This window comes from Streptomyces sp. MCA2 (assembly GCF_023544705.1).
GTDB classification, from domain to species: domain Bacteria; phylum Actinomycetota; class Actinomycetes; order Streptomycetales; family Streptomycetaceae; genus Streptomyces; species Streptomyces decoyicus.
In genome coordinates this window covers 141,270-162,339 of record NZ_JAMJFM010000012.1, presented here as the reverse complement: position 1 = coordinate 162,339, position 21,070 = coordinate 141,270, and the positions used below count along the sequence as shown (strand labels likewise).

Genomic DNA, 21,070 nt, shown 5'->3' with positions numbered 1-21,070 from the left:
GAGGGGGCCCGGTCTTCTCGGGGGCCTCCCGCTGGGCTCAGCGGCCGCCGTTGTAGGGCCCGTACGGCCCGTCCGAGCTGGATCCGCCGCGGCGCGGGCCACGGCCGCCGCCGGTGACCTCCCGGAGCGCCGGGCGTACGTCGACGGTGTACACGATCACCGCGATCACGCCGATGACCGGCAGGAACGACATGATCGGGAGAATGAACAGCAGCGCCGTGGCAAGGGCGAGGAAGATCAGCCACATGCCCTTGGTCTGCTTGCTCGCGGCGCGATAGGCGTCCTCGCGGCGCACGGCCGCATCGATCAGCATCACGGCGGCATAGACACCCAGGGCGAGCTGCACCCAGCTCAGAATGCTCTGGAACCCGTAAATCAGCACGCCATACACCGCCCGTTCGCCGGTCGTGTCCTGCTCGGTCCGCGGCGGCCTGTATGCCGCCCATGCGGCCCCACCGTACCCGGACAACGGGCCGGGCACCCGAAGTGTGCCCGGCCCGGCCCGCGGAATGGGGGCCTCAGCGAGAGGTGCGCGCGTGCGCGCCACCCTCGCTGCGTGTGCCCTGCGCCCTCACTTGGCGGACGGCGGGGTGCTCTTCTTCGCCGGCGCGGGGGCCGGCTTGCGCTGCGCGACCGGCTTCTTCGGCGCGGCCGGCTTGGGCTGCGTCGACGGGGTGGCCTTGGTGTCCGCCTTGGCGCCGTTCGCCGTCTGGGGCTTCGGAGCGCTCTTGACGGCCGGCTTCGGCGCGGACTTCGGCGCGGGCTCCGGCTCGATCGCCACCGCGAGGTCCTCGACCTGGTCGGCGGCCTCGCCGCGCCAGGTCGCCACCGCGCCGCGACCGCGCTCGGCCAGCTCCTCGTAGCCCTCACGGGTCCGGACAACGGCCTCGGCCGCGCGGCCCACGCCCTGGAGCGCCAGCTCCTGCGCCTGGTCACGGACCTTCTTGAGGTCGCCGTCCAGCGAGCCCAGCAGCTCGGTCAGCTTGTCCCTGGCGTCCTTGGCCTGCTTGGTGACCAGTGCCTGGACGTCCTTGGGGTCGGTGCTGCGCACGGACTCGAAGCGCTTGGGCGCCTCGACCCGGATCTTGTCGACGAACTGCGGCACCTCGCCGAGCTTCTCGGCAGCCAGGTCGACGGTGCCGGCCAGGGCGTACAGCGGGGTCGCGTCGCTCAGGGCCTTGCGGAGGTCATCGGTGTTGATGGCCATGACGTTATTCCTCCTGGAAACGAAATCGGTTGCTCAGGTGGCGTGCGGGCCGCCGTCGGCCTCTGTCTCAAGGGAGTCCGCGCCGCGCCCGTCCTCAGGTCCGCTCACAACGGTGTCCTTGCCGCCGCTCCCGAGCCCGTTCTCCTTGCGGAAGGACTCGTAGATCTGTAGCAGAACCTGCTTCTGTCGCTCGTTCAGCGCCGGGTCGGTGAGTATCGCGGTCTGCACCTCGACCCCGTCCAGGCCCTTCCGCTCGTCCAGAATCCCGGCCTGGACGTACAGCGTCTCCGCGGATATCCGCAGCGCCTTGGCGAGCTGCTGGAGGATCTCCGCGCTCGGCTTGCGCAATCCGCGCTCGATCTGGCTGAGGTACGGGTTGGACACCCCGGCGGCATCCGCGAGCTGCCGCAGACTCAGCTGCGCCGTGCGCCGCTGCTCCCGCAGGAACTCGCCGAGATTGCCGACGTTGAGTGATGCCATACGTCGATGGTGCCTCGAAGTGCTAACTATTGCAAGCAAGGTGCTAGCTGGAGTGGTCTGGTCGGGTGGGTGGGGCGAGTGCGGCTGAACGGCCGCCCCCGGAAGTGACCGAGTGGAAGTGACCGCGTGGAAGTGACCGAGCAAGGACGGAGCCACCGGCCGGACCCGGCTAGTGGAGCCCCGGTTCCGGCTCCCGGTCGCCGGTGCCGGCCCCCGACGCCTCCACGAGCACCTCCCCGGCGGCCGTCCGCACGTACAGCACCGATCGCCCGGCCCTCTGCCGCTCCACCAGCCCCGCGTCCAGCAGCACCCGCAGATGCCGGCCCACCGACCCCAGCCCCTGCCCGGTCACGGCGACCAGCTGGGTCGTGCTCATCGGCGTCCCGAGCAGCATCAGCAATCCGGCCCGCGCGGTCCCGAGGAGCGCCCCGAGCCCGGCCGGGACGGGCCGCCGGTCGTGGTCCTCGGCGAGCACCCCGAGACACGGGTAGACGACGGCGTACCGCTCCCGTCCCTCCCACGAGACCCACCCGGCCCTCGGCGTCACCGGCATGAACAGCAGCTCGGCCCCGGCGGCGATCTCCCGTGGCGGGTACGCGTTCAGGTTGACCTGGAAGCGGCTCTCCCCGAGCCACCGCGTCCCCGGGCGCAGAGAGTCCAGCACGGCGGCCCAGCCGCCCTGGCTCACCCGCGCGGTCCGCGCGACCATGTCGGCCTCCAGGACGCGCCGCCGACGCTCCCAGTACGGCCGTACGGTCTGTTCCCAGACGTACGTCAGGAGTGCGGTCGCCCGCTCGGGCAGGTCGTCCCGCTCCAGGGCGGCGGGGAGCGGGCCCCGCAGGGACACGCGGAGGTCGGCGCGCGCCTCCCCGGCTCCCGCCGCCCGCACCCGGGCCACGCTGTCCTCGAAGCTCTCCCCGACGCACGAGGTGGGGCAGCAGAAGTCGGCGATCCAGGACGTGCCGAGCGCCGCCCGCACGAGCAGCGCGGTCACCGGGTCGGCCGCGAGGCGCGCGCGGTAGCCGGGCAGGTGCGCGCGCAGCCAGGCCGCCTCGCCCGGGTGGGCGCCGGTCCCCGCGTGCAGCAGCTTCAGGCTTGCGAAGGTCTCGGCGAACGGCGAGAGCACGAACCGGCTGCGGGCGAGGGTGTCGGTGTCGATCTGCCATAAGCCCATGCGTACGACCTTTCGCGTGTCGGCGAAACAGTTAACACGGCCCCGGGCGGCTCCGAGACTCCGACGCATGCGCAGCTACCGCACCCTGTTCCGCACCCCGGAGTTCACCCCGTTCCTGCTCTCCTTCGCCGCCCACGCCGCGGCCCAGACGATCGGCGGCCTGGCCCTCGGCACGCTGGTCTTCCGGGCCACCGGCTCCCCGCTCCTGTCGGCGGTGAGCATGTTCGGCCCGCAGCTGGCGCAGTTGCTGGGAGCCACGTTCCTGCTCTCGGGCGCCGACCGCCTGCCCCCGCGCGCGATCCTTTCCGGCCTCGCCCTCGTCTTCGCGGCCGGTACGGCGGTGCTGGCGCTGCCCGGCCTGCCGGTCGCGGCGGTCTTCGCCGTCGTACTGGCGCAGGGCCTGATCGCGTCCCTGGGCGGGGGAGTGCGCGCGGGACTGCTGAACGAAATCCTGCCGAAAAACGGCTATGTCCTGGGCCGTTCCGTATTCAACATGCTCTGGGGTCTGATGCAGGTGGCCGGTTTTGCGACCGGCGGCGCGCTGCTGGCGCTCCTGACCCCGAGGACGTGCCTGCTCCTGGCGGCGGCGCTGTACGTGCTGTCGGCCCTCGGCACCCGCCTGGGGCTCACGGCCCGTCCGCCGCGCTCCTCGGGCCGCCCGTCCGTCTCCGCGACCTGGCGCACCAACGCCCTCCTGTGGTCCTCGCGCCCCCGCCGTCTGACGTACCTGGGCCTGTGGATCCCCAACGGCCTGGTGGTCGGCTGCGATTCGCTCTTCGTCTCCTACGCCCCCGGGGCGGCCGGGACGCTGTTCGCGTGCGGGGCGCTGGGCATGTTCATGGGCGATGTGACGGTGGGCCGCCTGGTACCGCCCGCGTGGCGCCCCCGTCTGGCGGTCCCGCTGCGTCTGTTGCTGGCGGCGCCGTACCTGTTCTTCGTCCTCCAGCCGGGAGTGGCGCTGTCGGCCGTGGCCACCGCCGTCGCCTCCGTCGGCTACGGCGCGAGCCTCGTCCTCCAGGAACGCCTGATGTCCCTCACCCCCGACGACCTCGCGGGCCAGGCCCTCGGCCTGCACTTCGTCGGTATGTCCACCCTTCAGGGCGTCGGCGCGGCCCTGGCGGGCACGGTGGCCCAACTGACCTCCCCGGCCACGGCGATGACACTGCTGGCGGCCGCCTCGGTCACCGTGACCCTGACCCTCGCGGCGCTGGGCCGGCACGAGGAACGCCGGCCGGCCGCCCCCGAGGCGCGTCCGGGCGTCCCGCCGCAACCCGCCGCCACGGACACGCCCCGGCGCGGCGCCCGACGCGAGGACGCGCAGTGAGCCACCGCCTCGACCGGGGCCCCGCGTGATCCTCGACCGGTACGCCGTACGCCGCCCGCCTCACCTCTCGTCGGGTCAGGGCGGAGCTATCCGGCCCTCTCGGCAGGCCCCCGGGTGCCGATGACGATCGTGGCGTAGAGCTCGTCGGAGTCGGCCACCCGGGGCAGCAGACCGTTGCGGGTGAAGGCCTCGACGGCCTGCGGTGCCTGGCGTTCGCTCGTCTCGACCAGCAGATGGCCCCCTGGTGCGAGCCATTGCGGGGCGTCCGCGGTCACTCGCCGCAGGACGTCGAGGCCGTCCGCGCCGCCGTCGAGCGCCACCAGCGGCTCGTACTCGCGGGCCTCGGGCGGCAGCAGCCCGACCTCTTCGCTCGGCACGTAGGGCACGTTGGCCACCAGGATGTCGATACGGCCCCGGAGGCGGGCGGGAAGCGCGTCGAAGAGGTCGCCCTCGTGGACCTCACCGCCGACGGGGGTGAGGTTGCGGCGGGCGCAGCGCACCGCGGCGGGTTCGATATCGGCGGCGTACAGCTCGACCCGGTCCAGGGCGGCGGCCAGTACGGTGCCCACCGCGCCGGATCCGCAGCACAGGTCGACGACGACCGGGGGCCGCCCGGTGCGCGCGGCGGTCCGGCGGCCGAGGCCGACGGCCTGGCCCACGAGGAACTCGGTGCGGCGGCGCGGGACGAAGACCCCGGGATCGACGGTGATCCGCCGCCCGGAGAACTCCGCCCAGCCGACGACGTGCTCCAGGGGGAGGCCGAGGGCGCGCCGCTCCACCATGGCGGCGAGTTCGTCCGCCGTACGCGCGGTGGAGAGGAGCAGCTCCGCCTCGTCCTCGGCGAAGACACAGCCGGCGGCGCGCAGCGTGGTGACGACGGCGGCGCGGGAGAGCGGTGCGGAATCGGGTGCCGGGAGAGGCGAGGAGAGCGCTGATGGGGAGAACGACATCGGAGACGACGGCATGTGAGCCTTTCGGGGCGCCGAGGGCGCTTCCCGGGTCACGTGTGTCGGACGGCCACCTGCATCGGGTGGACCGTACGGGCGTGAGCCGGGAGCGCCTGCCTGATCTGGCGGGGAATCGGTCTCACCTCCTCGGTCGGTCCACTACTGAGGCCGCCACATTACCTGACCTGGGTCGCGGCGCACAGAGGTCTGGGCGCGGGCCGGGTGCCGTGCCCTGCCTTTGCGCGGACTCCGTGGGGGCGCCGCGATGCCGGTGTCAGGGGGCAGGTGGTGCCGGCCCCTCGAGTGCGGGCGGCCGAGGTGCAGGTCCGCTTGGTGGCTACCACCCCCTGTGCGTAAGGCAGTTCGCGCTTCCATTCAATGGCTGGAAAGTGCTTGTCATATCGGAAAGTACTTGTCACGCTGAATGCAGGAAGCCGTGAGAGCGGCAGTCAGGGGGGAACGGCATGGTGGAGTACGCCTCGAAGGACGCGGCGGCCGCACTGGCCCGTGCGCAGGAGCTGAGCGCGACGGTCCGGGACGGCACGAAGTGGTACGTCCGGTATCTGGTGATCTTCGGCTGCGCGTCCGCGGCCCAGGTGCTCTCTGTCGGGCTGTTGGCCCATCCGTACGGGATGGCGATCGGCACCGGTATCGGGGGTGTTACCGTCACCGCGTTGTCGGTCTATGCAGTCCGGCAGCGGGTTTCCCGGCGCGGGTTCGGGTGGTGGCATGCCGGCCTGATGGGGGTGTGGACGCTGCTCTATGTCGCGGTGCTGCTCCTGGGCTTCTGGTATTTCCCCGGGGCTGTGGCGTGGTGGGTGCCCGGTGCACTGGTGGTTGCCCTTCCCGGGCTGATAGGCGGTTACTTGGAGGCCCGGCGGTGACGGACCCGTTTCATGGGGCGCATCCGCGCCACGGGCTCGACGAGGTGATCCACGCACCCGTCCGCTTCTCCATCGTGGCGACCCTGGCGGCCGCCGACAAAGCCGAGTTCGCCTTCGTCCGCGACACCGTCGAGGTGAGCGACTCGGTCCTGTCGCGGCAGGTCGCCACTCTGGAGAAGGCCGGCTATGTCGCCGTCACCAAGGGGTATGTCGGCAAGCGCCCGCGTACCTGGCTCGCCCTGACGCCCGCCGGCCGTGCAGCCTTCGCCGCGCACTGCCAGGCCCTGCGGGCGATAGCGGGCGACGGCGACTGAACGGGGGAGGGCGGCAGACGGAGGACGCCAAGTGCCCGACTCCCGCGCCCTGATGAGCCTTGTTGACTTCGAGCGCACTTCAACTCATAGCGTCCGGGACGGGTTTCCGGAACAGGCCGCCGAGCGGGTGCCGGGAGCTCAGGGAGCAAGGAGGGATCGGGGTCCCTCCGCGATCCGGATCCGTCCGCCGTACGTCCAGGAGGTAGCAGCAGCATGACCACGATGAACATTCCGACGCGTCACCTCGGTGCGCTGGTGGTTTCCGCGCAGGGGCTCGGCTGCATGGGGATGAGCCATGGCTACGGCGCGTCGGACGACGCGCAGTCGGTCGCGACCATCAACCGGGCGCTCGACCTCGGTGTCAGTCTGCTGGACACCTCCGATTTCTACGGGGCGGGGCACAACGAGGAGCTGATCGGCCGGGCCATCGCCGGCCGACGGGACGAGGTGGTGCTGGCGACGAAGTTCGGGTTCGCCAACCGGCTCGGTGAGCCGACCGCGATCCGGGGCGATGCCGCCTACGTACGGGAGGCCTGCGACGCATCGCTGCGCCGGCTCGGGGTCGACCACATCGACCTCTACTACCAGCACCGCGTCGACCCCGACGTACCGATCGAGGAGACCGTCGGCGCGATGGCCGAACTCGTCGCGGCGGGCAAGGTGCGGCACCTCGGGCTGTCCGAGGCGGGCGCGGCGACCCTCCGGCGGGCGCATGCGGTGCATCCCATCGCCGCGTTGCAGAGCGAGTGGTCGCTGTGGACCCGTGATCTGGAGCAGGAGATCGCGCCGGTGTGCCGGGAACTCGGCATCGGCCTGGTGCCGTTCTCGCCGCTCGGCCGGGGCTTCCTGACCGGGCGCTACACCTCGGTGGAGGGGCTGCCGGAGTCCGATGTGCGCCGCAGCCAGCCGCGCTTCGCCGACGGCAACCTGGAGCAGAACCTGGCCATCGTGGACCGGCTCGACGCACTCGCCGCCGAGAAGGGCGTCAGCGCCGGGCAGCTCGCGCTGGCCTGGGTGCAGTACCGCGGGGACGACGTGGTGCCGATCCCGGGCACCCGCCGGGAGAAGTACCTGGAGGAGAACCTCGGAGCGCTCGCCGTCGAGCTGACTGCCGGAGAACTCGCCGCGATCGACGCCGCGGCACCGGCCGGCCGGATCGCCGGTACGCGGTACGACGAGTCCAGCATGGCGTTCGTCAACAGGTGAGGGAGCGGGGGCCGGTGGTCGGCGGTGCCGGTGGCCAGTGCCGGTAACCGGTGGCGCGGGCGGGAGAACTCCGAGGGCCGGGGGGGGCGTTCGCTCACGCCGGCGGCATGGCCTCGTCCCGCGAGAGGACCGTGTCCCGCGGCATGGCCTCCTCCCGCGACATGACCTCGTAGAGGTTGTGGGAGTCGTCGCGGAAGAACAGGCCGCGGGCGCACAGCGGATGATCGGTGCGGCCGTTGTCCGGCTCGGCGGGGTGGCTGCCGTAAAGGATGCCGGCGGCCTGGATGCGGGCGAGGATTCCGTCGAAGGTCTCGGGGTCGACGTCGAAGGCGAGGTGATGGCCTTCGGCGTCCGGCACGGTCATGAAGTCGAGGGTGAGCGTCTCGTTCACCCGGACCGGGGCGAAGTGCCCCAGGCGGCCGGCCGGCGGGAGTTCCGGCAGGTCCATGACCGAGGCGAAGAAGTGGGCGGCCGCGCGGTGGTCGGTGGCCGGGACGATGGTGTGGTTGAGGGTCACGGTTATCAGGTGCTCCCGGGGTGGTGGAGGGCGCCGTGCAGCAGGACGTCGATGAGTTCGTCGGGGGTGAGCGGGGCATCGGCCTCCGCCGCCGGCGTCTGGAGCCGGGTGAAGAGCAGGCCCAGAAACGCGGCGGCGACCTTCTCGGGGCTCAGGCGGAACGCGGCCCGGTCGGGCTCGATCAGTTCGACGACGGCATTGCGCAGAACGGTGACGGATTCGGCCCGGCTGTCCCGCGGCGGACCGTCGGCGTCCCGCCGAGGACGGTCGGAGTCCCGCGGACCGGCCCCGGGCTCGCGGCCGCGGCGGTGCCCGGAGGCGTGGAGGGCGCCGATGACGGTGCCCAGGCGTTCCAGATGGGCGCGCAGCGCCTCGGCGGCTTCGGTCAGCCGTCCGGCGAGCGGCTCGTCCAGGGAGATCGAGGCGAGCTCGCGCAGGAAGTGGTCCGTGCCGACCGCCTCGGCGACACACGCGTCCAGCACCTCGTCCTTGTCCTTGAAGGCCCGGAAGATCGTGGCCTCGCCGATCCCGGCGGCGCGGGCGATCTGGCTGGTGGTGACGGCCGCGCCGTACTCCGCCACGAGCGGCAGCGCGGCGGCCACGATCATGGCCCGGCGCTCCTCGACGCTCATGCCGGGGGCGCGTCGGCGGGAGGGTGGGGGTGTCATGGCTCCACGCTACGGAGTGAGTACTCACTCCGTCAATGGCCGGGCGCATCCGTCCCCCACTCCTTAGACTTCTTGCAGCGCGACAAGGCCGGTGCCGACGGCCGCTGTTCAGGGCCGCCGCCCGTACGGAAGGACGGCGCGCCATGGACTGGAAGCTCGAACTGGTGCCGATCCCGGTGGCCGATGTGGAACGGGCGAAGCACTTCTACAGCGAGCAGATGGGCTTTGCCGTCGATCACGACATGCGCGTCGGCGACGAGGTGCGCATCGTGCAGCTGACGCCGCCGGGGTCGGGCTGCTCGATCGTCATCGGTGCGGGCGACGGTGTCACGGAGGTGCGGCCCGGGTCGGTGCAGGGGATCCAGCTGGTGGTCCCCGATATCGCCGCGGCCCGCGCGCAATTGGTCGCACGAGGGGTGGACGCCGGCCCCGTCCAGCATGTCGAGAACGGGGCGATGGCCGACGGCCCCGGCGGGGCATGGAACTCGTTCGTCTACTTCAGCGACCCCGACGGCAACGGCTGGGCGCTCCAGGAACGGCCCCCGGAGGACTGAGGGTGGGGAGCGGCGGGCTCCTAGGATCGGTGGATGACGACGGTTCAGGAAGAGTTTCTGCGGACCTTTCATGCCGCGCATCCCGCGGTGACCGTGCAGGCGATGGCCCATGGGCGGGCCGAGGGCGGCCGCTCCAGTTACGAGATCCTGCGGGACCGGGTGGCGGCGTGCGGCCGGGTGCTGGATCTCGGCTGCGGCGACGGGCTGTTGCTGGAACTCCTCGCTGCGGGGGAGGCCGGTGCCCGGCGCGCGCTCGCCGGGATCGACCTGTCCGCCGAGGAGTTGACCCTGGCGCGGGGCCGCCCCGGCGTCGGGCGGGCGGACCTCCGGGTCGCGCGGGCACAGCAACTGCCCTTCCAGGACGGCCGGTTCGACGGCTGTGTCTCCCATATGGCGTTGATGCTGATGAGCGAGGCGGAGCAGGTCGCGGCGGAGCTGGCGCGGGTGCTGGAGCCGGGCGGGACGCTGGCCGTGGTCGTGGGGGGCGGGCCGGCCGGCGGTGAGGCCTACGAGCTGTTTGTGCGGCTGCTGAAGCCGCTGTTCCAGGGGGCGCCGGCGGGGCGACGGATGCCGCCGCTGGGGGACCGGCGGGTGCGGGACCGCGAGGGCTTCGACGCGGTGTTCCGTCCGGCCGGGTTCGGACCCGTGGAGTGGGAGACCGTACGGATCGACCTGTCCGGTCCGCCCGAGCAGGTCTGGCGGACCGTCGGCACCACCTACGACCTGGGAATGCTCGATCCCGCGGTCACCGCCGGGCTGCGGGCCCGCTTCGAGGCGGAGTCGGCGGCGATGGCGCTGCCGGACGGCCGTGTTCCGTGCGCGATGCGCGTGCATGTCGCGACGGCGGTGCGGCGCGGCTCCTGAGGGGTGCGGGGGCGCCGGTACGGCCGGAGGCGGCGGAGGCGCGTCACGGGAGCGGCGGCCCTCGGGCCTCGGCGCGCGGCGGCCGCCGCGGCGCGCGGCGCCCGGCCCGGCGCGCGGCGCCCGGCCCGGCGGCGGTCGCGGCAGTGTGGCCGCGCCGACGGGCCGGGCCGGGCCGGGCGCCGGTGACCGGGCTGACGGACGGGTCAGCCGCCGTACGGACGGGCCGCGCGGGCCTCGCGGAGGGTCACCGCCCACCACGTCAGCTGGTCGAGCAGGGTGTCGGCGGCCTGGGTGGCGGGGGCCGGGTCGCGCAGCCGGCCCGCGTCGTCGAAGAGGTTGCCCGCCAGCGTGAAGCTCACCGAGTCGCGCACCGTGGTGGCATGCAACTCGGCGAAGACCAGCCGTAGTTGTTCCACGGCACGCAGGCCGCCGGAGATCCCGCCGTACGAGACGAAGCCGACCGGCTTGGCCTGCCACTGGCGGTGCAGCAGGTCGATGGCGTGCTTGAGCGGGGCCGGGAACGAGTGGTTGTACTCCGGGGTGATCACGACGAACGCGTCCGCCTCGTCGACGCGCTTGGCGAAGGACTCGTACTCCTCGCTGCCGTAACGGAGTTCGTACGGGCGGACGGTGTCGAGGTCGATGACGTCCACGTCGATGTGTGCGTGGGTTTCGGCGTGCCGGGTGAACCAGTTCGCGATGACGGGCGCGAACCGGCCCTCCCGGGTGCTGCCGATGATCACTGCGAGGCGGTAGGGGTGCTCGGACATGTGGGGCCCTTCGTGGGGTGACACGTGAGTCGGTGAGCGGCGTGGTGCCGTCGGGACTCGACGCTAGGACCTCAAGCGAACTTGAGGTCAAGCATCCCCGGGTGCCCTGCCTCGGGCGGCGTGGAGTGCCATGCCTCGGGTCTCTCCTGCGGACGGCCCGGCAGGGCCTCGCCCCACCGGGCCGTCCGTCGGGGGCTCGTCTGCCGGGCCGCCTACCGGGCCATCTGCCGGGTCACGCCCACCGGGCCGTCTGCCGGGCCGCCCGGGGGATCACTCCGCCCCGAACTGCTTCAGCAGCTCCGTCTTCTCGAACATCCGGGCCGTCTCGATCGCGGAGGGGGTGCCCGCCGACGGGTCCGCGCCGTGTGCCACCAGGACCTTGATGACCTCGTCCTCGGCCTTGAAGACCGCGCCGGCCAGCGGGGTCTGGCCGCGGTCGTTGGGGCGGTCGGCGTCGGCACCGCGCTGCAACAGGGCCTCCACGGTGGCGGGGTGGCCGTGGTACGCCGCCAGCATCACGAGCGAGTCGCCCTTGTCGTTCGTCAGGTTGGCGGGGACGCCCGCGTCCACGTACGCGGCGACGGTGTCGGTGTCGCCGTGCCGTGCGAGTTCGAACACCTTCGCCGCGAGCTGCAACACCTCGGGGTCGTGCGCGTGCTCGATCGCCTCGGGCCCCTGCGGCTCGGGATTCGCGTCGCTCATGGTCGCCGGCCTCCTGCTGTCGTGGGTGGTTGCGTGCGTGCACTGTGTCATCGCCACCTTATGCAGGCCGGCGGGCACGAGTGCCGGTGCCGGCCGTGGCGAGGCGGTCGTTGTGGCTGCCCCTACCCGCTGCACACGGCCACAGCCGCACCCGTCAGAACGTCGCGCGGATTTCCCCCACCCGCGCGGCGCCGCCGAAGAGCGGGGCGTCCTCCAGGCGGGTCAGGACGGGGGCGTCGAGGCCCATCAGGCGCAGGGTGCGGGCGAGGACCGGGCCGAGGGTGCGGGTGGCACCGTCGTCGATCTTGAAGGCGAGGGCGCGGCCGTCGGGGAGGGCCAGGGCCTGGACGGCCTCGGCGCCCATCTTGGCGAGGGTGCCCGGGAGGGCCTGCATCAGCCAGGTGTCGGGGCGCCGGGTGCCGGCGACGTACTCCGGGTGGGCGCGCATCGCGTCCGCGACCCGCCGCTCAGGGGTGCCGGGCGCGGCCTGGACGAAGTACTGGAAGGCGCGGGCCAGGCCGGTCAGCGACAGGGACAGCAGCGGCGCCCCGCAGCCGTCGGTGCCGACGTGCGCGGTGTCCTCGCCGCTCGCGGTGCGGACACCGTCGGCCACCAGCTGTTGCAGCGGGTGCGCCCGGTCGAGGTACGAGGCGAGCGGCCAGCCGTTGAGCGCGGAGGCGGCCAGCATCGCGGTGTGCTTGCCGGAGCAGTTCATCGTGAGGCGTTCGCGGACCTGGCCCGCGGCGAGGTACGCCTCCGCCTCCTCCTGGTCCAGCGGGAGGTCCGCCGGCGTCTGGAGATCGCCGGGGGTCAGACCGTGCTCGGCCAGCATGGTCCGTACGAGAGCGAGGTGGAAGGGCTCGCCGGAGTGGCTCGCGGCGGCCAGGGCCAGCCGCTCGCCGGAGAGGTCCAGGCCCGCCCGCAGCACCGCCGCGGCCTGCATCGGCTTGTTCGTGGAGCGGGGGAAGACCGGGGCGGACGCCTCGCCCAGCGACCACTCCACGCTGCCGTCGGCGGCGAGCACCACCAGCGAGCCGCGGTGCCGGCCCTCGACGAAGCCGGAGCGGACGACCTCGGCCAGGACGGGGGAGACGGGAGCAGGCGCACCTTCCGTGGACCCGGGGGAGCCAGGGGCTTCCTGGGTCGGTGCGGATATCGGCGTGGGCGAGGTCATCGGCGGCCTTCCGGGAGGTGATCTGTCGCCCCCCGGAGGCTTGTGGCCCGGTCAGGACAGCAGGTCGTCTACTTGCGCTTCGCCTTCACGGTACCTGCGGGCAATTTCCGCGCTGCAATCGTCGGTGGTGCGCTGCAACGACTGACGGCGGCGCGAGACCTGCTGCTCGTAGCGGATCAGCCGGCCCATGGCGTCATGCAGCTCCTGGTCCGTACGCGCGGTGAGATCGGACAGCTCGACCTCGCCGAGCATCTCCTCGGCGAGCCTGCGGTACTCCTCGCTGTGCGGCGTGCCGACCGTCACGTGCCGGGCCGAGGAGCGGTGCCGCGACGGCAGGTCCGTCAGGATCTCCGGCAGCCGGTCCAGGAGCGGTGAGTGCTGGGCGCTGCGGCGGGCGAGCTCGGCCCGCAGGATGTCGATCCGGCCCTGCAACAGCCGCCGCAGATAGCTGAGATCGGCCTCTTCCTGTTGTGAGTCGCGTCGTACCACCCGCAGCTCGGGCAGTCCCAGACCGGACAGATCGGGTGTGGTGGCCGGACGGCAGTGGTCGCGCTGCTGCGGGGGGCGGGGTTGCTGAGCCTGGCCTGCCTGGAGCATGGGGCCGTCCTCGGTGCCGGGCGGCTCGACGCGAGCCGTTGCCGTGGTGGTCAGGGCGGTGGGGGGTGGTGGGGTGGCTGCCGGACGTGTGGTGTCTGCCGTGGGGGCGGTGGAGGTCGTCCGACCGTTCGGTGTCGTACGGGCGGGTGGTACGGGACCGGGTGTCTGTCCGGCGCCGAGAGTGCTCATGGATCGTTCCGTCCCCTCGTCCGGTGCCGCTTCCTGGGCATGTTGTCCATGAAACGCACCACGTGCACGCATCGTGCCACTCTGGGCGGTCCTTCCGCAGGGCCATGGCACCCGAACGGCCCCCGTAGGGGCACGGCTGTCCGAAGGAGGTGGGCCGCCCGGCATGATGGCGGGTATGCGAGCTGTGGTGCAGAGGGTTGACGGCGCACGCGTCGAGGTGGCGGGCGAGACGGTCGGGGAGATCGTCGGTGAGGGGCTGTGCGTGCTGGTGGGGGTCACGCACGAGGACACCCCGCAGAAGGCGGCGCAGCTCGCCCGCAAGCTGTGGTCGGTGCGGATTCTCCAGGGCGAGAAGTCCTGCTCGGACACCGCGGCGCCGCTCCTGGTGATCAGCCAGTTCACTCTCTACGGTGACGCCCGCAAGGGCCGCCGTCCCACCTGGAACGCCGCGGCCCCGGGGCCGGTCGCCGAGCCGCTCGTCGACGAGGTCGTCGCACAGCTGCGGGCGCTGGGTGCCCAGGTGCAGACCGGCAGCTTCGGAGCCGACATGAAGGTGTCCCTGACGAACGACGGGCCGTTCACGGTGCTGGTCGAGGTGTAGGCCCGCACTCCGGGTGCCCCGCGCGGGGCACCCGGGCGGCCGTACGTCCGGGGGCGGTCCTACGGCTCGACGACGGTCTCCTGTGCCGCCGCCGTGCCGCCCGCCATCAATGGCGCGTCCACCGGGACGTTCCGCTTGACCAGGGCGAGCGCGATCGGGCCGAGCTCGTGGTGGCGGGCCGAGGTGGTGATGAAGCCGAGCTGCCGGCCCTCCTCGCCGTCCGAGGCGAGGCGGACGGGGGTGCCGTGCGGCGGCAGATGGACCTCGCTGCCGTCCAGGTGCAGAAAGACCAGCCGGCGCGGCGGCTTGCCCAGGTTGTGGACCCGGGCGACGGTCTCCTGGCCGCGGTAGCAGCCCTTCTGGAGGTGTACGGCGGTGCCGATCCAGCCCAGCTCGTGGGGGATGGTGCGGTGGTCGGTCTCCAGGCCCAGCCGGGGGCGGTGGGCCTCGACGCGCAGTGCCTCCAGCGCCAGGACGCCGATCGCCGGGCCCTTCGCCGCGGCGAAGGACTCCAGGTCGGTGCGCGGCAGGAACAGATCGCGGCCGTGCGCGGTCTCGCGTACGACGGCGTTCTCGGGCACCTCGGCGATGGAGCCGGCCGGCAGATGGACGACGGCGATCTCGTCCGTGCGGTCGGCGACCTCGACCCGGTAGAAGAACTTCATGCTCTCCAGGTAGGCGATCAGCGCCTCCTGGCCGCCCGGTTCGGTGTGCATCCAGGTCGTCTCGCCGTCGTCGACGAGGTAGACCGCATGCTCGATGTGGCCGTGCGCGGAGAGGATCAGCGCCTCGGTGGCGTGGCCGGGCGCGAGGTCGCTGACGTGCTGGGTGAGCAGCAGGTGCAGCCAGCTCAGCCGTTCGGCGCCGGTGACGGTGACCACGCCGCGGTGGGAGAGGTCCACGAAGCCGGAGCCGTCGGCGAGGGCGCGCTGCTCACGGAAGAGGTCGCCGTAGTGCGCGGCGACGCCTTCGTCGGGCGCCTCGGCGGGGACGGCGCCGGGCAGCGACAGAAGAGGGCTGGCGGGAGTGTGTCGCAGCATGGGGCCAGCCTACGACTCGCCGGTGACAGCCTCAGCCGTCGCCCTCCGCCGCCTTGTCGCGGCAGGCCGCACAGCGCCCGAAGATCGCGAAATGCTTCATGTCCGTATCGAAGCCGAACTGTTCGTGCAGCTGCGCCGTGAACGGCTCGGCCACCGACAGATCCGCCTCGATGACGTCCGTGCAGTCCCGGCACACCAGATGGATGTGGTGGTGGCGGTCGGCGAGGTGGTAGGTGGGGGCGCCGTGCCCGAGGTGGGCATGGCTGACCAGGCCCAGCTCCTCGAGGAGTTCCAGGGTCCGGTAGACCGTGGAGATGTTCACGCCGCCCGCCGTCTTGCGCACCTCGGTGAGGATGTCGTCAGGGGTGGCATGCTCCAGTCTGTCCACAGCCTCCAGCACGAGCTGACGCTGCGGGGTCAGGCGGTATCCGCGCCTGCGGAGGTCGCTCTGCCAGTCGGTGGTCACCACACAGCCAGTGTAGAAGGGCGGGCGGCGGGTGTGCGTGGCTTGCCCGCCTCAGCCGCCCTTCCGTACACCGCGCAGATAGCGGGCCAGGTCGCTGACGGCGGCGGGGTTGCGGGGGCTCTCGACGAGTTCGGCGTAGTCCATGACGTAGATCCGGTGGTGCTTGACCGCCGAGACGCCGGCGAGCGGCCGATAGGACTCCAGGAACGCCTTCTTCCGCGCGGCGGAGGTGTCTCCGTAGTTGTTGATCACGATGACGTCGGGGTCGCGGTCGACGACGGTCTCCCAGCCCACCGTCGTCCAGGAGTCCTTGAGGTCCTTCATGACGTGGTCGCCGCCGGCCTTGGTGATGATGTCGTGCGGTCCGGCGTACTTGCCCGAGGTGAACGGCTTGTCGCGGCCGTCGTCGTAGAGGAAGACGGACGGACGCCGGGCGGGTGCGGGGGCCTTGGCGGCGGCGTCGGCCACCTGCTTCTGGTACTTCTTCACCAGGACCTCGGCCCGGTCCTCGACGCCGAAGATCTTCCCGAGCGTCGTCAGGTCGGTGTAGAGCGCCTCCAGGGGCGGCATGACGCCGCGGGCGGCGCCGTCCGTGCCGTTGTGGCAGGACTCGGTCAGGACATAGCTGCCGATGCCGAGCTTCTTCAGTGCGGCGGGGGTCAGGCCGTTGTCCTCGCCGAAGCCGTAGTTCCAGCCCGCGAAGACCAGGTCGGCACGGGCGTCGAGGGCCATCTCCTTGGTGAGCGCCTTCTTGGAGAGCCGGGGGACCTTGTCGTACGCGGCCTTCCAGGGGAGGCCGTCGAGATCGCCCTTGTCGTCGGGCATGACGTAGCCGGCCATCCGGTTCTCCAGGCCGAGCGCGAACATGATCTCGGTGATGCCGACGTCGTTGGTGACGACCCGGCGCGGGGCCTTGTCGTACGTGGTGCGGGTGCCGCAGTTCTCGATGGTGACGGGGTAGCGGCCGGAGGCCTTGGCGGGGTGCCGGCCGGCGGCGTCGTCGCCGCCGTCGCCGGAGACCTTCGCGCCGCAGCCGGTCAGGGCGAGCGCGAGGGCGAGGACGGTGAACGGGGCGGTGGAGCGGCGCATGGCGGGGTCCTCAGGAGTCGGCGGCGCGGGTGGCGGCGGGGGCGGCGAGACGGTCGAACAGCAGCTGGACGGCGCCCGATTCGGGATGCCGTACGCGATGGGCGCGGACGCCGAAGACCTCGGCGAGCAGCTCCGGGGTGAGGACGTCGTACGGCGGGCCGGCGGCCACGATCCGGCCGCCGTCGATGACGTACAGCTCGTCGCAGTGCACGGCCGCCAGGTTGAGGTCGTGCAGTGCGGTCAGCACCGTCAGCCGCCCCCCGGACTCCGTCCGGGCGGTGCCCCCAGCCCTGACCAGCGCCAGCACCTCCAACTGCTGGGCGATGTCCAGGTGGTTGGTGGGCTCGTCGAGGACCAGCACCTGCGGGTCCTGGGCCAGCGCGCGGGCGATCAGCACCCGCTGCTTCTCACCGCCGGACAGGCTGAGGAAGCCGCGCCCGGCCAGATGGTCCGCGCCGACCCGGGCCAGCGCCCCCGCGCACCGCGCACGGTCCTCGGCGCTCGCCCGGCCCGCGCCGCGCTGATGCGGCAGCCGCCCCATCGCGACGACCTCGGCCACGGTGAAGTCGAACTCCGTACTGGCCTCCTGGGGCAGCGCGGCCAGCAGCCGCGCCCCCTCGCGCGCGTCCATGGCGTGCAGGTCCGCGCCGTCCAGCCGTACGGTCCCGGCGGCCGGGCGCAGCGCGCGGTAGACACAGCGCAACAGGGTCGATTTGCCGCTGCCGTTGGGGCCGACCAGGCCGACCATCCGGCCGCTGCCGGCCCGTAGCGTGAGGTCGTGGACGAGCCGGTTCCCGGCCACCTCCACGGACAGGCCGGTGATGTCGAGCCGCATCAGGCGCCGCCTCCGAAGGTGTAGCCGCGCCGCCGCATCAGCAGGACGAAACAGGGCACGCCGATGACGGCGGTGAGCACGCCGACCGGCAGTTCGACGGGCGCCAGCAGCACCCGCGAGAGCAGATCCACCCACACCAGCAGCACCGCGCCGAGCAGCGGCGCGACGGCCAGCACCCGGCGGTGGCCGGCACCGACCAGCATCCGCGTCACATGCGGCACCATCAGCCCGACGAAGCCGATCGCGCCGCTGACCGCGACCACCGCGCCGGTGACGGCGGCCGCGACGACGAACAGTTCGCGGCGCAGCCGGGGCGCGTCCACGCCGAGCGCGGCCGCGGTCTCGTCGCCCATCGCCAGCGCGTTCAGCCGGCCCGCGGAGAGCAGCAGATGGGCCAGCGCGGCGGCGACCGCGACGGCGGCGATCGGCACCGAGTTCCAGCCGGCCCCGCTCAGGCTTCCGAGCAGCCACATCATCGCCGAGCGGGCCGCCTCACCGCGGTCGGCGCTGAACACCATGAGGGTGGTGACGGCGGAGAAGCCGTAGTACATCGCGGTGCCGGTCAGCACCAGACGCAGCGGGGTGAGCCCGTGGGCGGTGCGGGCGGCCGCGTAGACCAGGGCCATGGCGATCAGCGCGGAGACGAACGCCGACACCGACAGCGCCCAGACGCCCAGTGCGCCGAGCGTGCCGAAGAGCAGGACGGCGTTGGCCCCGACGGCGGCGCCGGAGGAGATGCCGAGGACGAACGGATCGGCGAGGGCGTTGCGGACCAGGGCCTGCACGGCGACACCGATGGCGGAGAGCCCGGCGCCGACGACGGCCGCCAGGACGGCCCGCGGGAAGCGCAGCTCCCACACGATGGTGTACGCGGAGACCTCGTCCGGCGAGATGGTGCCGCCGGTCAGCCCGGCGCCCAGATAGCGCACCACCTGGGCCCAGCTCAGCCCGGCGGCGCCCAGGCCGGCCCCGCACAGCAGGGAGCCGAGCAGGACGGCCGTGAGGACGGCGACCAGGGGCGGCAGCGGCAGCCGCCGGGGCGGCGGCGGTGCGCCGGTCCCCGCCGTCGTCGGATGGGTGGTGGGGCTCGCCACGGTCGGTCGGCCGCCTCGGGGTCGGGCCGCGTCCGTACGTACCGAGGGCGGCCCGGGACCGCGCTGGTCCGGCGCGTCCCCTCGCAGTCCACGGCGAGTTGAGCGGAAGCGTCGCGCACCACGGGCAATCGGGCTTGCGGAAGGAGACCTTCCGCCTACCGTTGCGGGTCAGCGCCGGACTTCGACCGGCTTCCCCCGCGGGGCGCTGGCGGGGAGAGCGGGGCTCTCCCGTTGTGCTTACGGGTTGTAGGGCGTGCCGTCGGGACGGAAGAAGGAGACGCCGTCGGGCATGTCGTCCGGGAGGTTCTCCGCCCACTCCTGGAGGTCGGCGACCTTCTTCAGATGCGCCGACATGTAGGGCCGCAGCGGCACGTCCGGGGTGGACTTCTCGCCGACCCACATCAGGTCGCTGTTGACGTAGCCGTAGAGCCGCTTGCCGCCGCTGTACGGGCCGGAGGCGGCGGTGCGCGCGATGGCGTCGGTGGCCAGGTCGATCTGCGGCTTCTGATCCGCCAGTTCGCCGTACCAGACCTCCACCACGCCCTGGTCGCGGCTCATCACGATCTCGACCTTGCGGTCCGCGTCGATACGCCAGAAGCCGCTCTCGCTCTCCAGCGGGCGGACCTTCTTGCCCTCGGCGTCGAGCACCCAGCTGTGCGAGGTGTACTCGAGGAAGTCACGGCCGTCGTGGGTGAAGCTGACCTCCTGCCCGAAGTTGCACTTCTCGGTGCCCGGGAATTCGGCGACGCCGGCGCCCTCCCAGTTGCCGAGGAGGAAGGCGAGCGGCACCAGGGCCGGGTTCAGGTCGGACGGGATCTCGATCATGAGAGCTCAGACGATCTATGTGGAGGGGAATCGGCAGGGGCGCACGGGACGCTCCCATGAGGCCGGCGGGCTGCGCCACCCGGCGGAGCCGGTGGAGCCGGTCAAGCGATGGCTCAGCGCTGGCCCTGGTAGAGCTTCTTCCAGGTCAGACCGGCGAACGCGACCACGGCGATGCCGACCAGAACCAGCAGGGTGGTGAAGAATGCCTCAAGCACGAGCGCGCTCCTTGAACGGAGTGAGGGTGTACGGACCGCCTGAGAGTCTAGTCGGCGGCGGGGACAACGGCGCTGTGAGGTCCACCGCGCCTACTCTTGCCCCATGGCGAAGAAGCTCGTGATCAAGGTAACGGCGGGTGCGGATGCGCCCGAGCGGTGTTCGCAGGCGTTCACGGTGGCGGCGGTGGCGGTGTCCAGCGGCGTCGAGGTGTCGCTGTGGCTGACCGGGGAGTCGGTGTGGTTCGCGCTGCCGGGGCGGGCGGCGGACTTCGAGCTGCCGCATGCGGCGCCCCTGCCGGAGCTGATCGACGGGATCCGCGCCGGTGGCGGCGCGATCACCGTCTGCACCCAGTGCGCGGCCCGGCGGGACATCGAGCAGAAGGATCTGATCGAGGGGGCCGGGATCGCCGGTTCCCAGCTGTTCGTCAGCGAGATCATGCCGGACGACGTCCAGGCGCTGGTGTACTGAGGGCGCGGGCGTACTGAGGGCGCGGGCGTACTGAGGGCGCCGGTGTACTGAGGGCGCCGGTGGGCTCAAGCCCGTGGGCGCCCTCGCGCGCCTACTGGGGGTGCTTGTCGTCGCCCCGGTCGTCCAGCTCGCGCCACCAGCGGTCGGACTCGGGGTCGCCGGACTCGTCCCACCAGCGCTCTCCGGGCTCCCGGCGGTTGCCGATGATCGCCGCGACGGGCGGAATGACCATGGCGACGACGCACATGCCCACCGCGGCCGGCACCGACCACAGCCGCACCACGCCCCAGGCCAGCACGAACAGCACCAGGCACACGCCCATCAGGACGAAGTACCTGCGATGGCGGCGCTGTACGGGCGACCGGCGGTGCGCGTCCATGAATCCACCGTAAGTCCGCGCGGGGCAGGACAGAAGTCGGCGGGGGACACCTCGCCGGGGCCGTGAACGGCACGGAGGGCCGCATCCCCGGCCAAGGCGTCCAAACCCCCGGGGTGCGGCCCTCCGGCCGTCCGCATCGTGGCGACGGCCCCTACTGCGGAGCGCGGCCACGTCCGCCGTCAGACAGCGATGGCAACCTCCGCCAGACCGCCCTGCTGGGCGACGACGGTGCGGTCGGCGGTGCCGCCCGGGACGAGCGCACGCAGCGTCCAGGTGCCCTCGGCCGCGTAGAAGCGGAACTGTCCGGTCGCGGAGGTGGGAACCTCGGCGGTGAATTCACCGGTGCTGTCCAGGAGGCGGACGTAACCGGTGACGGGCTCGCCGTCGCGGGTCACGCTGCCCTGGATCGTGGTCTCACCGGGCTTGATGGTCGAGGCGTCCGGGCCGCCTGCCTGTGCTCCACACATAGGGGTACTTCCTTGAGGG

The 21,070-nt window shown here is 72.5% G+C and carries 27 protein-coding genes and 1 riboswitch; of the genes, 8 read left to right on the top strand and 19 right to left on the bottom strand.

The genetic code is table 11. The features are described from left to right. Positions 1-37: 37 nt before the first annotated feature. The 4 genes from M8I34_RS12990 to M8I34_RS12975 form a co-directional block, all read right to left on the bottom strand. Positions 38-382 (bottom strand): DUF2516 family protein, encoded by a 345-nt coding sequence (locus tag M8I34_RS12990; protein WP_030992697.1) that lies wholly within the window; start codon positions 380-382, stop codon positions 38-40. Positions 383-571: 189 nt separating this feature from the next. Beyond that, positions 572-1,207 carry a hypothetical protein gene (locus M8I34_RS12985; protein WP_250049612.1) on the bottom strand — a complete coding sequence of 212 codons (636 nt, stop codon included), beginning with the start codon at positions 1,205-1,207 and terminating at the stop codon, positions 572-574. Between the two features lie 33 nt (positions 1,208-1,240). Then, positions 1,241-1,687 (bottom strand): helix-turn-helix domain-containing protein, encoded by a 447-nt coding sequence (locus M8I34_RS12980; RefSeq protein ID WP_250049611.1) that lies wholly within the window; start codon positions 1,685-1,687, stop codon positions 1,241-1,243. A 169-nt stretch (positions 1,688-1,856) separates the two neighbouring features. Next, complete coding sequence (locus M8I34_RS12975; RefSeq protein WP_250049610.1) at positions 1,857-2,861, bottom strand: helix-turn-helix transcriptional regulator; 1,005 nt, start codon at positions 2,859-2,861, stop codon at positions 1,857-1,859. A gap of 67 nt (positions 2,862-2,928) precedes the next feature. Between M8I34_RS12975 and M8I34_RS12970 the strand changes: the two genes are divergently transcribed. Further along, positions 2,929-4,185 carry an MFS transporter gene (locus tag M8I34_RS12970; RefSeq protein WP_250049609.1) on the top strand — a complete coding sequence of 419 codons (1,257 nt, stop codon included), beginning with the start codon at positions 2,929-2,931 and terminating at the stop codon, positions 4,183-4,185. A gap of 86 nt (positions 4,186-4,271) precedes the next feature. Here M8I34_RS12970 and M8I34_RS12965 read toward each other — a convergent pair whose 3' ends face one another. Continuing rightward, on the bottom strand, positions 4,272-5,135 hold the full coding sequence (locus M8I34_RS12965) for a putative protein N(5)-glutamine methyltransferase (RefSeq protein ID WP_250049608.1): 864 nt from the start codon (positions 5,133-5,135) through the stop codon (positions 4,272-4,274). A 461-nt stretch (positions 5,136-5,596) separates the two neighbouring features. Between M8I34_RS12965 and M8I34_RS12960 the strand changes: the two genes are divergently transcribed. The 3 genes from M8I34_RS12960 to M8I34_RS12950 all read left to right on the top strand — a co-directional run bounded on the left by M8I34_RS12960 (position 5,597) and on the right by M8I34_RS12950 (position 7,536). Then, positions 5,597-6,016, top strand: coding sequence for a hypothetical protein (locus M8I34_RS12960; protein ID WP_250049607.1), 420 nt, complete (start codon positions 5,597-5,599; stop codon positions 6,014-6,016). Continuing rightward, a complete protein-coding gene (locus tag M8I34_RS12955; RefSeq protein WP_250049606.1) occupies positions 6,013-6,330 on the top strand; it encodes a transcriptional regulator in 318 nt (105 codons plus the stop codon). Before M8I34_RS12960 ends, M8I34_RS12955 begins: the two co-directional genes overlap by 4 nt. 213 nt (positions 6,331-6,543) lie before the next feature. Next, complete coding sequence (locus tag M8I34_RS12950) at positions 6,544-7,536, top strand: aldo/keto reductase (RefSeq protein ID WP_244419431.1); 993 nt, start codon at positions 6,544-6,546, stop codon at positions 7,534-7,536. A gap of 94 nt (positions 7,537-7,630) precedes the next feature. On the opposite strand, the gene M8I34_RS12945 is transcribed toward M8I34_RS12950, so the two are convergent. Together M8I34_RS12945 and M8I34_RS12940 are read right to left on the bottom strand one after the other, a co-directional pair. Then, complete coding sequence (locus M8I34_RS12945; protein ID WP_250049640.1) at positions 7,631-8,059, bottom strand: VOC family protein; 429 nt, start codon at positions 8,057-8,059, stop codon at positions 7,631-7,633. Next, positions 8,059-8,661: a TetR/AcrR family transcriptional regulator gene (locus M8I34_RS12940; protein WP_250049639.1), complete on the bottom strand. Its 603-nt coding sequence runs from the start codon at positions 8,659-8,661 to the stop codon at positions 8,059-8,061. Before M8I34_RS12940 ends, M8I34_RS12945 begins: the two co-directional genes overlap by 1 nt. Positions 8,662-8,864: 203 nt before the next feature. Here M8I34_RS12940 and M8I34_RS12935 point away from each other — a divergent pair, with 203 nt between their 5' ends. Together M8I34_RS12935 and M8I34_RS12930 are read left to right on the top strand one after the other, a co-directional pair. Beyond that, positions 8,865-9,275, top strand: a complete 411-nt coding sequence (locus M8I34_RS12935; RefSeq protein WP_250049605.1) for a VOC family protein — start codon at positions 8,865-8,867, stop codon at positions 9,273-9,275. Positions 9,276-9,308: 33 nt separating this feature from the next. Next, complete coding sequence (locus tag M8I34_RS12930; protein ID WP_250049604.1) at positions 9,309-10,139, top strand: class I SAM-dependent methyltransferase; 831 nt, start codon at positions 9,309-9,311, stop codon at positions 10,137-10,139. Positions 10,140-10,342: 203 nt separating this feature from the next. Here M8I34_RS12930 and M8I34_RS12925 read toward each other — a convergent pair whose 3' ends face one another. The 4 genes from M8I34_RS12925 to M8I34_RS12910 all read right to left on the bottom strand — a co-directional run bounded on the left by M8I34_RS12925 (position 10,343) and on the right by M8I34_RS12910 (position 13,571). Continuing rightward, on the bottom strand, positions 10,343-10,909 hold the full coding sequence (locus M8I34_RS12925) for an NADPH-dependent FMN reductase (protein ID WP_250049603.1): 567 nt from the start codon (positions 10,907-10,909) through the stop codon (positions 10,343-10,345). 270 nt (positions 10,910-11,179) lie between these two features. Further along, complete coding sequence (locus M8I34_RS12920; protein ID WP_244419426.1) at positions 11,180-11,611, bottom strand: ankyrin repeat domain-containing protein; 432 nt, start codon at positions 11,609-11,611, stop codon at positions 11,180-11,182. Positions 11,612-11,765: 154 nt separating this feature from the next. Further along, positions 11,766-12,785: an asparaginase gene (locus tag M8I34_RS12915; protein WP_250049602.1), complete on the bottom strand. Its 1,020-nt coding sequence runs from the start codon at positions 12,783-12,785 to the stop codon at positions 11,766-11,768. A gap of 51 nt (positions 12,786-12,836) precedes the next feature. After that, positions 12,837-13,571 carry an ABC transporter substrate-binding protein gene (locus M8I34_RS12910; protein ID WP_250049601.1) on the bottom strand — a complete coding sequence of 245 codons (735 nt, stop codon included), beginning with the start codon at positions 13,569-13,571 and terminating at the stop codon, positions 12,837-12,839. A 175-nt stretch (positions 13,572-13,746) separates the two neighbouring features. On the opposite strand from M8I34_RS12910, the gene dtd reads away from it, so the two are divergent. Further along, positions 13,747-14,172, top strand: a complete 426-nt coding sequence (gene dtd / locus M8I34_RS12905) for a D-aminoacyl-tRNA deacylase (RefSeq protein ID WP_250049600.1) — start codon at positions 13,747-13,749, stop codon at positions 14,170-14,172. A gap of 59 nt (positions 14,173-14,231) precedes the next feature. Here the strand turns inward: dtd and M8I34_RS12900 are convergent, their stop codons facing one another. The 6 genes from M8I34_RS12900 to M8I34_RS12875 form a co-directional block, all read right to left on the bottom strand. After that, positions 14,232-15,212, bottom strand: coding sequence for a folate-binding protein YgfZ (locus tag M8I34_RS12900; RefSeq protein WP_250049599.1), 981 nt, complete (start codon positions 15,210-15,212; stop codon positions 14,232-14,234). 31 nt (positions 15,213-15,243) lie between these two features. Continuing rightward, positions 15,244-15,681, bottom strand: coding sequence for a Fur family transcriptional regulator (locus tag M8I34_RS12895; protein ID WP_030085386.1), 438 nt, complete (start codon positions 15,679-15,681; stop codon positions 15,244-15,246). Between the two features lie 48 nt (positions 15,682-15,729). Beyond that, positions 15,730-16,767 (bottom strand): ABC transporter substrate-binding protein, encoded by a 1,038-nt coding sequence (locus M8I34_RS12890; RefSeq protein ID WP_250049598.1) that lies wholly within the window; start codon positions 16,765-16,767, stop codon positions 15,730-15,732. 10 nt (positions 16,768-16,777) lie between these two features. Continuing rightward, the gene (locus M8I34_RS12885; RefSeq protein ID WP_250049597.1) at positions 16,778-17,602 is read right to left on the bottom strand and encodes an ABC transporter ATP-binding protein; all 825 of its coding nucleotides are present in this window, start codon (positions 17,600-17,602) and stop codon (positions 16,778-16,780) included. Then, the gene (locus M8I34_RS12880; RefSeq protein WP_250049596.1) at positions 17,602-18,696 is read right to left on the bottom strand and encodes an iron ABC transporter permease; all 1,095 of its coding nucleotides are present in this window, start codon (positions 18,694-18,696) and stop codon (positions 17,602-17,604) included. Before M8I34_RS12880 ends, M8I34_RS12885 begins: the two co-directional genes overlap by 1 nt. A 122-nt stretch (positions 18,697-18,818) precedes the next feature. Continuing rightward, a riboswitch (cobalamin riboswitch) is annotated at positions 18,819-18,892 on the bottom strand. 41 nt (positions 18,893-18,933) lie between these two features. Then, positions 18,934-19,521 carry an FABP family protein gene (locus tag M8I34_RS12875; protein WP_030992653.1) on the bottom strand — a complete coding sequence of 196 codons (588 nt, stop codon included), beginning with the start codon at positions 19,519-19,521 and terminating at the stop codon, positions 18,934-18,936. 318 nt (positions 19,522-19,839) lie between these two features. Here M8I34_RS12875 and M8I34_RS12870 point away from each other — a divergent pair, with 318 nt between their 5' ends. Further along, on the top strand, positions 19,840-20,205 hold the full coding sequence (locus tag M8I34_RS12870) for a DsrE family protein (protein ID WP_250049595.1): 366 nt from the start codon (positions 19,840-19,842) through the stop codon (positions 20,203-20,205). Between the two features lie 91 nt (positions 20,206-20,296). Here M8I34_RS12870 and M8I34_RS12865 read toward each other — a convergent pair whose 3' ends face one another. Together M8I34_RS12865 and M8I34_RS12860 are read right to left on the bottom strand one after the other, a co-directional pair. After that, positions 20,297-20,584, bottom strand: coding sequence for a DUF3099 domain-containing protein (locus M8I34_RS12865; RefSeq protein WP_030085403.1), 288 nt, complete (start codon positions 20,582-20,584; stop codon positions 20,297-20,299). Between the two features lie 179 nt (positions 20,585-20,763). Further along, positions 20,764-21,051 (bottom strand): DUF1416 domain-containing protein, encoded by a 288-nt coding sequence (locus M8I34_RS12860; RefSeq protein ID WP_030085405.1) that lies wholly within the window; start codon positions 21,049-21,051, stop codon positions 20,764-20,766. Positions 21,052-21,070 lie beyond the last annotated feature (19 nt).

What these genes read in the sequence shown, in the direction of transcription:
- M8I34_RS12965 (WP_250049608.1), bottom strand. Translation starts at nt 5,135, where the DNA reads ATGTCGTTCTCCCCATCAGCGCTCTCCTCGCCTCTCCCGGCACCCGAT.
- M8I34_RS12900 (WP_250049599.1), bottom strand. Translation starts at nt 15,212, where the DNA reads ATGCTGCGACACACTCCCGCCAGCCCTCTTCTGTCGCTGCCCGGCGCC.
- M8I34_RS12940 (WP_250049639.1), bottom strand. Translation starts at nt 8,661, where the DNA reads ATGATCGTGGCCGCCGCGCTGCCGCTCGTGGCGGAGTACGGCGCGGCC.
- M8I34_RS12915 (WP_250049602.1), bottom strand. Translation starts at nt 12,785, where the DNA reads ATGACCTCGCCCACGCCGATATCCGCACCGACCCAGGAAGCCCCTGGC.
- M8I34_RS12975 (WP_250049610.1), bottom strand. Translation starts at nt 2,861, where the DNA reads ATGGGCTTATGGCAGATCGACACCGACACCCTCGCCCGCAGCCGGTTC.
- M8I34_RS12890 (WP_250049598.1), bottom strand. Translation starts at nt 16,767, where the DNA reads ATGCGCCGCTCCACCGCCCCGTTCACCGTCCTCGCCCTCGCGCTCGCC.
- dtd (WP_250049600.1), top strand. Translation starts at nt 13,747, where the DNA reads ATGCGAGCTGTGGTGCAGAGGGTTGACGGCGCACGCGTCGAGGTGGCG.
- M8I34_RS12950 (WP_244419431.1), top strand. Translation starts at nt 6,544, where the DNA reads ATGACCACGATGAACATTCCGACGCGTCACCTCGGTGCGCTGGTGGTT.
- M8I34_RS12935 (WP_250049605.1), top strand. Translation starts at nt 8,865, where the DNA reads ATGGACTGGAAGCTCGAACTGGTGCCGATCCCGGTGGCCGATGTGGAA.
- M8I34_RS12870 (WP_250049595.1), top strand. Translation starts at nt 19,840, where the DNA reads ATGGCGAAGAAGCTCGTGATCAAGGTAACGGCGGGTGCGGATGCGCCC.
- M8I34_RS12875 (WP_030992653.1), bottom strand. Translation starts at nt 19,521, where the DNA reads ATGATCGAGATCCCGTCCGACCTGAACCCGGCCCTGGTGCCGCTCGCC.
- M8I34_RS12925 (WP_250049603.1), bottom strand. Translation starts at nt 10,909, where the DNA reads ATGTCCGAGCACCCCTACCGCCTCGCAGTGATCATCGGCAGCACCCGG.
- M8I34_RS12865 (WP_030085403.1), bottom strand. Translation starts at nt 20,584, where the DNA reads ATGGACGCGCACCGCCGGTCGCCCGTACAGCGCCGCCATCGCAGGTAC.
- M8I34_RS12885 (WP_250049597.1), bottom strand. Translation starts at nt 17,602, where the DNA reads ATGCGGCTCGACATCACCGGCCTGTCCGTGGAGGTGGCCGGGAACCGG.
- M8I34_RS12960 (WP_250049607.1), top strand. Translation starts at nt 5,597, where the DNA reads ATGGTGGAGTACGCCTCGAAGGACGCGGCGGCCGCACTGGCCCGTGCG.
- M8I34_RS12920 (WP_244419426.1), bottom strand. Translation starts at nt 11,611, where the DNA reads ATGAGCGACGCGAATCCCGAGCCGCAGGGGCCCGAGGCGATCGAGCAC.
- M8I34_RS12930 (WP_250049604.1), top strand. Translation starts at nt 9,309, where the DNA reads ATGACGACGGTTCAGGAAGAGTTTCTGCGGACCTTTCATGCCGCGCAT.
- M8I34_RS12985 (WP_250049612.1), bottom strand. Translation starts at nt 1,207, where the DNA reads ATGGCCATCAACACCGATGACCTCCGCAAGGCCCTGAGCGACGCGACC.
- M8I34_RS12980 (WP_250049611.1), bottom strand. Translation starts at nt 1,687, where the DNA reads ATGGCATCACTCAACGTCGGCAATCTCGGCGAGTTCCTGCGGGAGCAG.
- M8I34_RS12910 (WP_250049601.1), bottom strand. Translation starts at nt 13,571, where the DNA reads ATGAGCACTCTCGGCGCCGGACAGACACCCGGTCCCGTACCACCCGCC.
- M8I34_RS12970 (WP_250049609.1), top strand. Translation starts at nt 2,929, where the DNA reads ATGCGCAGCTACCGCACCCTGTTCCGCACCCCGGAGTTCACCCCGTTC.
- M8I34_RS12860 (WP_030085405.1), bottom strand. Translation starts at nt 21,051, where the DNA reads ATGTGTGGAGCACAGGCAGGCGGCCCGGACGCCTCGACCATCAAGCCC.